Below are 13,369 nucleotides of genomic sequence, written 5' to 3'. Positions count from 1 at the left end.
GACTTGTCAGCGTGACGGCGCAGACAGCGCGGTCAAAACGGCCGGCCCACCCTGCAGCACATTCAGATCGACGTCACCGCTGATGCCGTCGACGCGACCCCTGTTGTGGTACTGCCAGTAGACCCAGTCGCCGCGGCCCGGCTCCAGAAGCAATGAGCGAAGCCAGAGCGAACGGGCAGCGATGCGCCCGGCATAGGTCTGCGCTGCCTCATCAGTCAGATAGACAATCGCGGGTTTGCCGAACGTCGCCTCGACAGGGGCAAGGAAGGCGGCCAGTTCGGCGTTCAATTGTTCGGGCGTTGGCCGCTGCGGGCAGTTGCCGCCGAATTCGATGTCGACCACCGGGGGCAGCAAGGGTTGGTCGTGCGGCACCACCGAGATGAAATTCTTCGCCTGGTCGGCGCCAGGCCGGCAAAAGGTGAAAAAGTGATAGGCGCCGACGGCGAGACCGGCGGCGCGGGCCTCTTCCAGATTCCTCGCGAAGGCATCGTCGACATGATCGCCGCCTTCGGTCGCCTTGATGACTGCAAAGGCGACATCGTCGGCGGCAACACGCCGCCAATCGATCCGACCCTGATGATGGGAGACATCGATGCCCCTCACCGGATACTTGTTGCGGTCCGGCGAGAATGTCCTGAAATAGAGATAGCCGCCCGCAGCGACAAAACACACCAAAACCAGGCTGGCTAGACCGAAAAGTACAATCCGGTTCTTCAAACGAATAGCCCCAGCCTACCCACGCTCCTTCAGCAGTCGACCCTTCTCACGCGACCAGTCGCGCTGCTTCTCGGATTCGCGCTTGTCGTGCAGCTTCTTGCCGCGGCCGACGGCGAGCAGCAGCTTGGCGCGGCCCTGGTCGTTGAAATAAATTTTCAGCGGCACCAGCGTCATGCCTTCGCGGTCGACACTCTGCGACAGTTTTGCCATCTCGCGCTTATTGAGCAGCAGTTTGCGGCGACGTCGCGGCTCATGGTTGAAGCGATTGGCCTGCAGATATTCCGGCAGATAGGAATTGATCAGCCAGATCTCGCCGCCTTCGACCGAGGCGTAGCTGTCCTGGATGTTGGCCTGGCCCTGGCGCAGCGACTTGACCTCGGTGCCGGTCAGCACCAGACCGGCCTCGACCGTGTCGAGCACCTCGTAGGAAAACCGCGCCTTGCGGTTTTCCGAAACGGTCTTGTTGTTGGGATCGGCTTTTCTGACCTGGTTCATGATGCGGAGAGGTGGCGCCTCATCCCTAATTAATCAAGCCGGCGTGCTTCATAGCCGCATCGATCTTCTCGGCGGTCGACTGTTCGATCGTCACCAGCGGCGAACGCAGCACGTTTTCGACCTTACCCAGCTTCGACAGCGCGTATTTCGCGCCGGAGACGCCAGGCTCGATGAAGATCGCCTTGTGCAGCGGCAGCAGACGGTCCTGCAAGTCCAGCGCCTTGGCGCTATCGCCGGACAGCGTCGCCTCCTGGAATTCGGCACACAGTCGCGGCGCGACGTTCGATGTCACCGAAATGCAGCCGACGCCGCCATGCGCGTTGAAGCCAAGCGCCGAAGCGTCCTCGCCCGAGAGCTGGATGAAATCCTTGCCGCACGTGGCGCGCTGCTCGGAGACCCGTTCGACCTTGCCGGTGGCATCCTTGACGCCGACGATGTTCTTGAAGTCGTGTGCCAGCCGGCCCATCGTCTCCGGCATCATGTCGATGACCGAGCGCGGCGGGATGTTGTAGATGATGATCGGTAGCTTGGTCGCCCTGGCGACGGCAGCGAAGTGCTCGTAGAGGCCGCGTTGCGTCGGCCTGTTGTAATAGGGGGTGACGACCAGGGCGGCATCAGCGCCCGCCTTCTCGGCATATTGCACGAGGCCAACGGCTTCCTCGGTGTTGTTGGAACCGGCGCCGGCGACGACCGGAACGCGTCCCTTGGCAACCTCGATGCAGACCTTGACGACCTGGCGATGCTCGTCATGCGACAGCGTCGGCGACTCCCCGGTCGTGCCCACGGGAACCAGTCCTGTAGTGCCTTCCGCGAGTTGCCATTCGACGAGCGCGCGAAAGGCTTTCTCGTCGAAACGCCCGCTCTTTTCGAACGGTGTCACGAGCGCAGTAAGCGAGCCTCTCAGCATATCGTCCAACTCCTTGGCACTTCTGGTGTTTTGTTTCGGTGTTTGTGGTCGCGCCTTCTAGCCGAAAGCGAAGCGGCGCACCATAGTCTCGACATGGTTGCGCGGCAAGCATTGCCGTGGTGCCAGCAAGCGCAATTCGAACGGCCTCGCTAACTCTTTGTTTACGGGCTCTTCACGACCTAAGTTTAGGCTTCGAGGCATCTTCGCCAGCTTGTGGAATGCCAGGACAAGGAAAGACCTAAGGATCATGCCGGGCGGTCGGCCTCACCTTTTCGCGCTGCTTGGCGCCACGCTCTCGCTGATGCCGGGCATGGCGATCAGCGGTAGCGTGGACGTACGGGTCACCTCAGCCATTCCGCTTCCAGGCGCGGCAATTGCGCTGCCAGACCTGCAGGAAAGGACGCGACAGGCGCCCTTGCCGGACGTCGCCCCCCTGAAAAGCGGGCTGGATGCGTTGGCGGCGGGCGATAGTCCCCGCGCTCGTGGAGTGCGCGATGCCCTTCCGGCTCAGTCGCTCGACCAGCATATCCTAGCCTGGGCGATCGCGCTTTATGGCGGCGACAAGGTTCCTAGCGGCGATATCACTGCTGCGGCCAGGATGCTGCCCAACTGGCCGGGGACCGTCGCCCTGCGCAAGAACAGCGAGCGCGCGCTCTATCGCGAGAACCCTGCCCCCGACATCGTCATCAGTGCGTTCGATGGCAGCCAGCCGCAGACATTCGAAGGCGTGATGGTTCTCGCCCGCGCCTATGTGGGGTCGGGCAATACCAAGGCGGCGCGTTCCGTTCTGTCGCCCTTCTGGCGCACCGCGATCCTGGAGGCCAAGGACGAGGCGGCGCTGATCAAGGAATTCGGCAGCCTGATCCCGGCCGCCGACCACCGCTTTCGCATGGAGCGTATGTTCTATGCCGACCGTGTGAATTCCGCCCTGCGTGTCGCCGGCCTTGCCCGTGCCCAGCAGCTCGCCGATGCATGGGCGGCGGCCGACAAGGGCGACAAGAACGCGCCCAAGCTGCTGAAGGCCGTGCCGGCAATGCAACGTTCGGCCAGCTACTTCTTCGCGCAGGCCGAATATCTGCGCAAGCAGGAGGATTTTGCCGGCGCTGCAGCCATTGTGATGCAGGCGCCGACTGATCGCGAAGCTCTGGTCGATCCGGATGCCTGGTGGGTCGAGCGCCGGGTGCTGTCGCGCGAACTGGTAGACCAGGGCGACATGAAGACCGCGTACAAGATCGTCGCCACACACGCCGCCGAAAGTGCCACCAGTGCGGCGGACGCCGAATTCCACGCCGGCTGGTACGCGCTGCGTGGCCTGAACGACCCCAAGCTTGCCGCAACGCATTTCGCTCGCATCGCCGACCTTGCCCAAGGGCCGATGACGCTGTCGCGCGCTTATTACTGGCTCGGTCGTGCCGCCGAAGTCGGCGGCCCTGGCAACGCCAAGGATTATTTTGCGCGCGCCGCTGCCTACGGCACGACATTTTACGGCCAGCTTGCCGCCGAACGTGTCGGCCGGCAGGCGCTCAACATCGTCTATCCCTCGCCAAGTGCAGCCGACCGGCAGAATTTTGCCGGCCGCGAAGCAGTCAGCGCCATCAAGCGGCTGCAGGAGGCGGGCTACGACCGCTATGCCGAGACGCTCTATCGCGACCTTGCCGGGCAGTTGACCAGTCCGGGGGAACTGGCGCTGCTCGCTGTCCTTGCGGAAAAGCAAGGGAACCATTTCGTGGCGCTGAAAATCGGCAAGATCGCCGGGGCGCGCGGCATCGATGTCGGCGCATTGTCGCATCCGCTCGGCGTCATTCCCGATTCGGCTGACATTTCCGGCTCGGGCAAGGCGCTGGCCTATGCGATCGCCCGCCAGGAAAGCGAATTCAACATCGGCGCCGTATCGAGCGCCGGCGCACGCGGGCTGCTGCAACTGATGCCGGGAACCGCAAGGCAACTGGCGAAGAAGGCCGGGCTGCAGTTTTCGCAAACACGGCTGACCACCGATGCCGGCTACAACGCGACGCTTGGTTCGGCCTTCCTCGGCGAACAGCTCGACCGCTTCAACGGCTCCTACGTGCTGACCTTCGCCGGCTACAATGCCGGCCCCAACCGGGCCAGCCAGTGGGTGGCCAGATATGGCGACCCGCGCGGCAAAGACATCGACGCGGTCGTCGACTGGATCGAGCGGATTCCCTACACGGAAACAAGAAGCTACGTGCAGCGCGTGATGGAGAATTACGAGGTCTACAAGATGCGTATTTCCGGCAAATACGACATCGTCGGAGATCTGGTGAACGGGCGGAGTTGAGGAAGCTGCCGGCTCGAGAGGCAACTTCGGTGTCGCGCCTTCTATTTGACCCTCCGCGCCCTCGCCTTTAGCTGTCGGAAGGTGATCCGCTGGTGACGAGGAAACGAGTCTATATGTCGAACGACCAGGGCTTTTCCGACTTCTTCTACAGCGCATCGGATGAGCTGAAGCTCCATGCGCGCGTCTACGGCGAGGCCGATACCGGACCCTGGCCGGTTGTCTGCCTGCCTGGCCTGACCCGCAACGCCAGGGATTTTCACGAGCTGGCGCTCTATCTGTCGACGCGGGCTGCAAATCCGCGAAAGGTCATCGCCTTTGACTATCGCGGGCGCGGACAGTCGGCTTACGACCCCGACGTCAGAAATTACAATGTCGGCGTGGAGGCCGGCGACATCCTGGCCGGGCTGACGGCGCTGAACATCGGAGAGGCGGCCTTCATCGGCACCTCGCGTGGCGGGCTGATCATCCATGTGCTCGGGATGATGCGGCCAACCGTCCTGAAAGCCATTGTTTTCAACGACATCGGACCGGTGATCGAGATGGCCGGACTTGCCCATATCCAGTCTTATCTCAAGCGCGACCCGGCACCGAAAACCCGCACACAGGCGACCGCCGCCCAGCGCAGCGTGCATGGCGAAGATTTCTCCGCCCTTGCCGGCGCCGATTGGGATCGGATGGTATGGGCTCTCTACCGCGAAACGGATGGTGGGCTGGTGCCGGATTTCGATCCGAAGCTGGTGGATAGCGTTGCGAGCCTCGATCTGACGCAGCCTCTGCCTGATCTATGGCCTCAATTCGAGGCGTTGGCCGCCATCCCGTTGCTCGCCATACGTGGTGCCAATTCGAGATTGCTGTCCATAGACACGCTCAAGCAGATGCGAGCGCACCATTCCATGATGGAAGCGATCACAATCGAGGGCCAGGGCCATGCGCCATTCCTCGAAACCGGCGACTTGCCGGACGCTATCGCAGCTTTTCTTGATCGGGCCGAGCGAAAGAGTATCCAAACATAAACCCCAAGGCCAAACAAGGCCTTGGGGTCATCACAATAGTATAGATCAGGCTCGCCAGCCTACTTGGCTTTTGAACTTTTCCGAGGCGCTTTCTGCGATTCCTTTGCCGCGGCTGCTTCGTCCCTCTGTTTCCGCCCTGCCGAAGAAGTCGTCATAACGGGTGATGAAAACACGGAGCCTTCCGTGCTGCCAGCCGGCTGGGTCGATCGAGGCGTTTCCAGCACGATGACGCAGCCGTCGAGATCGTTGGTGGCCAGATGCGCGTAACGCATCGTCATCGACAGCGTCTGGTGGCCGAGCCACATCTGTACGCGCCTGATGTCGATGCCGCCCTGGACAAGACGCGAGGCGCAGGTATGGCGCAGTATGTGCGGCACCACCTGATCGTCGGCGCCGAGGCCGACTTCGGCCTTCGCGTCGTTCCAGATGGCACGAAACTGTGCCTGGCTGAGCTTGGTGAACGGTCCTTTGGGCCGGCGACCCTCAGTGGGAGGCAGCTTGATGACCTCCTTGACCCGCTCGGTCATTGGAATGGTGCGGCTACGGCCGGATTTGGTGATCCAGAAACTGACGCGATGCTCCTGGATATCGTTCCAGATCAGCCCAAGCGCCTCGCCGAGACGGCATCCGGTGTCGACCAGGAAGACGGAAAGCCTGTAGGCATCCTCGCTGCGGCTCTTGATGGCGGCGAACAGGCGCGCCTCTTCGTCCCTTTCGAGGAAGCGAATCCGACCCGCCCGCTCCTTCTGGCGGCGGAACTCGGGCAGGCTGTGGATATCTCCCATCTTGTGAGCCTTGCGCAGCAGTTTGCTGAGGGCAGCCATCTTTCGATTGATGGTTGCGTTGCTGTTGCCGCGCTGGCGCAAGGTGCCGATAAGGTTGTCCAGGGTACTTTGGTCAAAGGCGCTGAAACGCTCCCCAAGGAGAATCTCGTCTATTTCGCCGATGAACGAGCTGACATTATACTTATGCCGCCCATCATCCCACAATATGTCCCGATATGCTGAAAAAAGATCTCCGACCCGATGCGACTTTACTTCTCTGATCTTATTGTAGGTGTATCGAATCTTCGGACTTTGAGAAGAAAACATCGAAAAATGATCAGAGGACTCGCCCTCTTGAATCGCTTCGTTCGTCATCATTTGCCACACCCCCGAGTGGGATAGGTCAGCCCTACCCGCTTGGAAGCGTCCTTTCAAGAGATTTTAATCACGCAGTTGTGATTTCATCCGCCCATCAGCGGATCCCACGAAATCACCCCACGGATTTATTCAGCTACCGTTACCCCCATCCTTCTGTTTGCCTTGATCCAGTCACGAAACAAAAAACAGCCCGGGCGTGATGCGCCCGGGCTGGATTTCACCTGTAAGGAACCAGCCCTTAGAACGAGCGCTGGAAGCGGAGCATGCCGCCGATGTTGCTCTTCTTGTCGGCATTGGTCCAGTTGGAGAAGTCGGCCTCATCGAAATTGCCTGCGTTGAGGTAGTCAACTTCGGCCGTCACGGTGAAGCCCGGGACAACGTCATAGGCGATATTCGCAGCGATGCCGAGGTTCTTCCAGTCATCATACGAAATCTGGGCGTTGAACGAGGTCTTCTCGTTGAACTTGTAGGTGCCACCGCCCCACACCGCCCAGTTGCCGCCCCACTGCTTGTAGAAGCCGCGACCGCCAGCCGGGAGGGTATAGGTCGGGTCGTTGAGGTTGTCGTCGGTGCCATAGCCACCAATGATGAACAACGACAACTCGTTGGAAACGTTCACATCCAAGCGAACTTTGCCAGCGACTTCTTCGTAGTTGCTGTCATAGGCAACGACACCGGTGATCGCACCCCAGCCCTGGGTCCACTTCACGCCGCCGACAACATGCGGAACATAGCTGTCGATCGTGCCGACGCCATATGCACCAAAAGTGCCATCGCCCGAACCTTCTTCGAGCGAGAGCACGGCCGAGAAACCATTGCCTGCGTCGAAATAGTACTGGACGACGTTGGTGTCGAAGTCACCGTACGGAACCAGCGTATCCTGGATGACGTTGCCGGCGTAGCCGATGAACGTATTGAAGGCCGATTCGTCTTTACCGACGCGCAGACCGCCGAGCTGAATCCAGGCGAAGTTCAGCGAAGCGCCGCTGTTGCCAGCAGGATTACCATAGTAGGTGGCATAGTCGTTGGCGTTGTTGAAGTTGAAGCGGGTCTCGGTGTAGGTCTTCAAGCTACCGAGCTCGGTCTCCTGGCCGGTCCAGGTCTTCAACGTGAAGCGGGCCTTCTTGCGCCAGGTATCCTGTTCGTCACCCGAATTCACGTCACGGGACTTCGCACCATCGAACGAACCGACGTCACCACCACTGATGTCATAACGGACATAGCCGCCGATGCGCAGGCAGGTCTCGGTGCCGGGGATGTAGAAGTAGCCAGCGCCGTAGACGTCGCAAATCTTGACGTATTCAGCGGGTTCCGGCTCGGCGACGACGACGGCGTCGGCGGCGCGCGCACCGGAAACTGCGATCAGGGCCGCAGCGGAGCCGAGGAGAAGGCTCTTAATGTTCATTTTCTGACCTCCAGTCAAAAGTTAAAAAACGGGTCTGGGTATTCTTTGCTGAAGGACAGCGTTCCCTGCCCCATCCCCACTACCGAAAAAGATGCGCACCGCGCCGCTTCTTCGAAATCGACATTACCCATGGGGCGGCAGCGTTCAACCACGATCGTACCGGAGAAAGGGCTGGCTGGCTGCTATCCCCTGGCGTTGTTGCACAAATGACACGATTTGGCCTCACTCAGAAAGCTCTCGTTAACCATCAGGCCTGCCGCAACCCCTTGTTTGCCGCCGAATCCGGCGATGGACCGACGGAATCATGGCGAGTTCCCGAGTCGCTAGCCAGAAACAACCGCAGAACCGCCACATCCATGGAAGGTCGCCGTTCGGCGCCTTCTTATTTTTGCATATAATGATGCGGGCTTGTTGATTGTGCCGGCGCTTTTCTTTATCCAGCGGCGCAACGGAGAGGTGGCCGAGTGGTCGAAGGCGCTCCCCTGCTAAGGGAGTAGAGGTCAAAAGCTTCTCGTGGGTTCGAATCCCATCCTCTCCGCCATCCTGCTTCGCGCTCCGCGCTTCGCAGGACAAGTCCAGACCTCCGCTCGAAGCAGGATGCCCTCCGAAGCCTCGGCGAAGGAGGGCCTAAAACTCTAGCAAAAACAAGGTTTTCTGCTACGCGCTCCGCGCTTCGCAGGACAAGTCCAGACCTCTGCGCGAAGCAGGATGCCCTCCGAAGCATCGGCGAAGGAGGGCCTAAAACTCTAGCAAAAACAAGGTTTTCTGCTTCGCGCCCCGCGCTTCGTAGAACAAGTCCAGACCTCTGCGCGACCCTAGCAAAAGCAGGGGTTTGCAGGCCGCCTTCTCCGAGCCAGGATACCTCACGCCGGAAAATCCAGCCATACATCCAAGTTCATGCCATGGCGGATCGTCACCCATATCGCCTTCTCGAATCGAGCCAAGGCGACCTCATTCGAACGTTATCTCAAATCCGGCTTCGGACACGCTTTCGCCAACAATCGTCTTTGGTGATTGTTCGCGCGACGGCGGAAAATCCAACATATTTCCGAAAAACTTCTGTTATCCCAATTACTTAACGCATAAAATCGTGTCGCCGGTTCCGCATTTTCATTCGATTCTGACTGGAGGTCAGAAAATGAACATCAAGAGCCTTCTCCTCGGCTCCGCTGCGGCCCTGATCGCAGTTTCCGGTGCGCGCGCCGCCGACGCCGTCGTCGTCGCCGAGCCGGAACCCGCTGAATACGTCAAGATTTGCGACGTCTACGGCGCTGGCTACTTCTACATCCCCGGCACCGAGACCTGCCTGCGCATCGGCGGCTATGTCCGTTATGACATCGGCGCTGGCGACGTCGGCTCGTTCGATGGTGCTCGCAGCAACGACGTGCAGGACGGCAAGAACCAGGGAGCCTGGTACAAGAACACCCGCTTCACGCTCAAAACCTGGACCGGCCAGGAGACCGAACTCGGCACCTTGAAGACCTACACCGAGACCCGCTTCAATTTCGGCAACAGCAACGGTGATCCCGACTTTGGCCCGAACGATGCGCACAACAAGGACGTATCGCTGAACTTCGCCTGGATCCAACTTGGCGGTCTGCGCGTCGGTAAAGACGAATCGGCCTTCGATACGTTCATCGGCTACGCCGGCAATGTCATCCAGGATACGCTGGTTCCGTACGGTGACTTCGACACCAACGTCGTCCAGTACTATTTCGACGCAGGCAATGGTTTCTCGGCCGTGCTCTCGCTCGAAGAAGGCTCGGGCGCTGGCTCCGTCGACGATCTTGGCAACGGCAAGTATGGCGTTGGCACGATCGACAGCTATGTTCCGCATGTTGTCGGCGGCGTGAAGTGGACCCAGGGCTGGGGTGCGATCACCGGTGTCGTTGCCTATGACAGCAACTACGAAGAAGTCGCCGGCAAAGTTCGCTTGGATGTGAACGTTTCCAACGAGTTGTCGTTGTTCATCATGGGCGGCTATGGCACCGACGACAACCTCAACGACCCGACCTACGATCAGCCCGCGGGCGGCCGAGGCTTCTACAAGCAGTGGGGCGGCAACTGGGCAGTGTGGGGCGGTGGCACCTACAAGTTCAACGAGAAGACTTCGTTCAACCTTCAGGCGTCTGCTGATGACTGGAAGAACGTCGGCGTCGCAGCGAACGTTGCCTATGACATCGTCCCCGGCTTCACCGTCACGGCCGAAGTTGACTATCTTCATGCCGGCAAGTTCGATGAGGGCAGCACTGATAACGTCGCCTGGACTCCGGCCGACAAGAAGAACAGCGTCGGCGGCCTTCTACGCTTCCAGCGCTCGTTCTAACGGACCGAGCCTGGCTGAAAATCTAACCCGGCGGGCAACCGCCGGGTTTTTCAGCCGTCGCGCCTCTTTTAGATCTTCAGTGTCGACCTGCTCAATGGATGGACTGCCCAGATTGCCGGAGCAGGCGACGGGGTGTGCACTGACGATGCCTGGATTTCCAGATCAGATATGGGCCAAATCGCCCAGGGCCTCGATCAAGGGCTGGATCTCGCTTTCGTAATTCTTCCACTGCCTGACGGAAGACTTATAGATCGGCTGGCGCACCTGCCAATTGCTATAGGTGTTTACGGAGCCGCCCCTGTCAAAAAAGCGCAAGCAGATATCGTCCCAGGGTAGTCCGAGATAATCTATGAGACAGCGCGACTGCTGTTCTTGATTTTCAATCAACGTCTCGTACCGGTTTTCGAAGATACGGCCCGGGAAAATTTTGTCCCAATGCCGCATCAGGCGATCATACTCCCTGTAGTAAAGCCCCAGTGTCTCCAGATCGGCGCTGTAGCTATGCGCTTCATTAAATTGCAGGACAAAGCAAGAGATACAGTTGTCAATGGCGTCGCGGCGACAATGAATAATGCGGGCGTTGGGGAAAAGAATGCCAATCAGGCCGACCAGCTCGAAATTGTGAGGCATCTTGTCGATAATTCGAAGCGCATCGGGGGCCCGCTCGCGCAGATAGGCGAGATGTTCCGCAGCCAGCGCCCTGGACAGCTGTGGCGTCATCGATGCGATCGCCTCACCCGGGCTTATGCCGGATCCATACCTAAGATCGAGCCCATTCGATGTGCGCCTAAGCTTTGTTAACTCGCCAGCACCATGAACATAGGGATGGCTGGCGCAGATCTGCTCAGTCAGTGTCGTGCCCGAGCGAGGCATCCCGACTACGAACACGGGCACCTCCGAGACATTGCCAGAGGCAGCCCTTGAAGCCACCAAATCCGGTGTAAAGGCCTCGATCAGGGCGTCGACCCAACGACGATAGGATTGAAGATCGAACCTGCTGCCGCCGGCTTGATTTCCTTTTTTGAAGTGTTTCATCGCCTCCTTGTAGCGACCGAGGTCGTTGAGCAGCTTTCCGGCTGCGTGATGGAGCGCCGTCGCTCCCTTGGACCCGTGGTCAGGGTCTTGAAGCTCCGTCAGGATCGCAGCGAGTTCTGGTGGCTCTTCAGTGAATTTGTGCGTGCGTACAAGTGCATTGTAGGCAGCAGGTATCGCGATGCGCCGATCTATTGCCTCTTTGAGATGAACCGCGGCTTCGTCCATGCGGCCGAGGCTTGCCAGCGCACGAGGCAGCCCCAACCGGGCCATAGGATGATCTCGATCGACCCTGAGCGCCTTCTCAAAGAGAGGCAGCGCCATTTCCCCCTTGTCAAACGAATTGTATGCATCGCCCAAGGCGCAAAGCGCTTCCACCAGATCTGGCTTCAATGCCAGTGCGTGCTGAATGTGTTTGATCGCCGGTGTAAACTCGCTGAGCCTCAAATAGACTTGACCGAGGCTTAGGTGGTAGTAGGGATTTAGAGGCTCCTGCGCGATCGCGCGAGCAAAATACCGCAGGACCTTTTCGTCATCGTACCCGATCCCCAGCGTCCCAAGTATATAAAGGGCCAGCGGATGTTCAGGCGTTCTCGCCAGAACGCGATGACAGAGTTCTTCCGCCTCAGGCAATCGATTCTCTTGCTGGAATTCGAGCGCCTGCCTCAACATCATATCGGTGGCCTGAGGGCGAGACGGAGCTGCCTTTGCGGGCTTAAGTTTCGGTTGCCCAGTCTTCGGCGGTGCGCCCTTCGGCGCTGGTTGGGTATTAAGGTGCTTGGCCCAAGCGGGCGGCAATCGGTTGCTCATTCTATTCTGCTAACAAAACGGATCGGCGAAATCCAGTGCGGCATTGTCATCTTGCACCGAACATGCCTCCACGCTAGCAAGAAGGCCCTTTCAAGCGAGCTTCCACCATGCACCAACGCCCTCCCCTCATGCCGCTCATCGCAGCGCTTCCCTCGACGGTGCCGTTTGTCGGCCCCGAAGCCCAGGAGCGCGAGAGTGGCCGCGCTTTTCGCGCCCGCATCGGCGCCAATGAGAGCAGCTTTGGTCCCTCGCCGCGCGTCATCGCCCGGATGGCCGAGATTGCCGGCGACATGTGGATGTATTGCGATCCCGACAATCATGATCTGAAGGTCGCGGTGGCCGCGCATCACGGCGTAAAGGCCGAGAATGTCGTTGTCGGCGAAGGCATAGATGGCCTGCTCAGCCTGGTGGCACGCATGTATGTGGCACCCGGCGATGCTGTGGTCACCTCGCTCGGCGCCTATCCGACCTTCAACTTTCACATTGCCGGTGTCGGCGGACGGCTGGTGACGGTCGCTTACGAGAACGACAGGGAGAGCCTGGACGGCCTGCTGGCGGCGGTGCGCAGGGACAAGGCCCCGCTGGTCTATCTCTCCAACCCGGACAATCCGATGGGTAGCTGGTGGGAGGCGAGCGAGATCATCCGCTTCCTCGAAGCGCTGCCGGAAACCACCATGCTGGTGCTCGACGAGGCCTATGGCGAACTCGGGCCGGCCTCGGCGCTGCCGCCGATCGATATCTCCAGGCCAAACGTCATCCGCATGCGCACCTTCTCGAAGGCTTATGGGCTGGCGGGCATACGCTGCGGCTATGCGATCGCCGAGGCGCAGGTGATCCGCGACTTCGAGAAGATCCGCAACCATTATGGCGTCAGCCGCATGGCGCAGATCGCCGGCGTCGAGGCGCTCGCCGATCAGGACTATCTGCAAAGCGTGGTGGGGCGGGTCGCGGCCGGCCGCCGACGCATCGCCGGCATTGCCGAAGCGAACGGTCTGAAGCCACTGGCGTCGGCGACCAATTTCGTCACCATCGATTGCGGCGGCGATGGCGCCTTCGCGCTCAAAGTTCTGCAAGGCCTGCTGTCGCGCGACGTCTTCATCCGCAAGCCGATGGTGCCACGGCTCGACCGCTGCATCCGCGTCAGCGTCGGCCTCGATCACGAGCTCGACATTTTTGCCGAGGAGTTGCCTGGCGCGCTGGCAACAGCGCGGGGAAACTAGGAT

Annotated in this window: 10 protein-coding genes and 1 tRNA gene; 5 read left to right on the top strand and 6 right to left on the bottom strand. The window is 60.0% G+C overall.

What is annotated here, in order from left to right; all coding sequences use genetic code 11:
- Nucleotides 1–6: 6 nt before the first annotated feature.
- The 3 genes from EOA16_RS09520 to dapA are packed head-to-tail and all read right to left on the bottom strand — an operon-like array spanning nucleotide 7 to nucleotide 2,119.
- Nucleotides 7–717 carry a GH25 family lysozyme gene (locus tag EOA16_RS09520; RefSeq protein WP_127257376.1) on the bottom strand — a complete coding sequence of 237 codons (711 nt, stop codon included), beginning with the start codon at nucleotides 715–717 and terminating at the stop codon, nucleotides 7–9.
- A 15-nt stretch (nucleotides 718–732) separates the two neighbouring features.
- Nucleotides 733–1,212 (bottom strand): SsrA-binding protein SmpB, encoded by a 480-nt coding sequence (smpB, locus tag EOA16_RS09515; protein ID WP_013532594.1) that lies wholly within the window; start codon nucleotides 1,210–1,212, stop codon nucleotides 733–735.
- 25 nt (nucleotides 1,213–1,237) lie between these two features.
- On the bottom strand, nucleotides 1,238–2,119 hold the full coding sequence (gene dapA, locus EOA16_RS09510; protein ID WP_127257374.1) for a 4-hydroxy-tetrahydrodipicolinate synthase: 882 nt from the start codon (nucleotides 2,117–2,119) through the stop codon (nucleotides 1,238–1,240).
- A 247-nt stretch (nucleotides 2,120–2,366) separates the two neighbouring features.
- Between dapA and EOA16_RS09505 the strand changes: the two genes are divergently transcribed.
- Together EOA16_RS09505 and EOA16_RS09500 are read left to right on the top strand one after the other, a co-directional pair.
- Nucleotides 2,367–4,418, top strand: coding sequence for a lytic transglycosylase domain-containing protein (locus EOA16_RS09505; protein ID WP_127257372.1), 2,052 nt, complete (start codon nucleotides 2,367–2,369; stop codon nucleotides 4,416–4,418).
- Between the two features lie 113 nt (nucleotides 4,419–4,531).
- On the top strand, nucleotides 4,532–5,431 hold the full coding sequence (locus EOA16_RS09500; protein ID WP_127257439.1) for an alpha/beta hydrolase: 900 nt from the start codon (nucleotides 4,532–4,534) through the stop codon (nucleotides 5,429–5,431).
- A gap of 59 nt (nucleotides 5,432–5,490) precedes the next feature.
- Here EOA16_RS09500 and EOA16_RS09495 read toward each other — a convergent pair whose 3' ends face one another.
- Together EOA16_RS09495 and EOA16_RS09490 are read right to left on the bottom strand one after the other, a co-directional pair.
- On the bottom strand, nucleotides 5,491–6,573 hold the full coding sequence (locus tag EOA16_RS09495) for a site-specific integrase (RefSeq protein WP_127257371.1): 1,083 nt from the start codon (nucleotides 6,571–6,573) through the stop codon (nucleotides 5,491–5,493).
- A 238-nt stretch (nucleotides 6,574–6,811) separates the two neighbouring features.
- Nucleotides 6,812–7,978 (bottom strand): porin, encoded by a 1,167-nt coding sequence (locus tag EOA16_RS09490; RefSeq protein ID WP_127257369.1) that lies wholly within the window; start codon nucleotides 7,976–7,978, stop codon nucleotides 6,812–6,814.
- Nucleotides 7,979–8,428: 450 nt separating this feature from the next.
- Here EOA16_RS09490 and EOA16_RS09485 point away from each other — a divergent pair.
- Together EOA16_RS09485 and EOA16_RS09475 are read left to right on the top strand one after the other, a co-directional pair.
- Nucleotides 8,429–8,519, top strand: a tRNA-Ser gene (locus EOA16_RS09485).
- 597 nt (nucleotides 8,520–9,116) lie between these two features.
- Nucleotides 9,117–10,304, top strand: coding sequence for a porin (locus EOA16_RS09475; protein WP_127257438.1), 1,188 nt, complete (start codon nucleotides 9,117–9,119; stop codon nucleotides 10,302–10,304).
- Between the two features lie 162 nt (nucleotides 10,305–10,466).
- Here the strand turns inward: EOA16_RS09475 and EOA16_RS09470 are convergent, their stop codons facing one another.
- A complete protein-coding gene (locus tag EOA16_RS09470; protein ID WP_127257368.1) occupies nucleotides 10,467–12,146 on the bottom strand; it encodes a sulfotransferase in 1,680 nt (559 codons plus the stop codon).
- Nucleotides 12,147–12,253: 107 nt separating this feature from the next.
- On the opposite strand from EOA16_RS09470, the gene EOA16_RS09465 reads away from it, so the two are divergent.
- Nucleotides 12,254–13,366: a pyridoxal phosphate-dependent aminotransferase gene (locus EOA16_RS09465; protein WP_127257366.1), complete on the top strand. Its 1,113-nt coding sequence runs from the start codon at nucleotides 12,254–12,256 to the stop codon at nucleotides 13,364–13,366.
- Nucleotides 13,367–13,369: the final 3 nt, after the last annotated feature.

Origin of the sequence: Mesorhizobium sp. M7A.F.Ca.US.008.03.1.1 (genome assembly GCF_003997495.1) — a bacterium.
In the GTDB taxonomy this organism is placed as follows: Bacteria; Pseudomonadota; Alphaproteobacteria; order Rhizobiales; family Rhizobiaceae; genus Mesorhizobium.
Note: the sequence above shows the minus strand (reverse complement) of the source record. Positions and strands in the feature narration are given on the sequence as shown.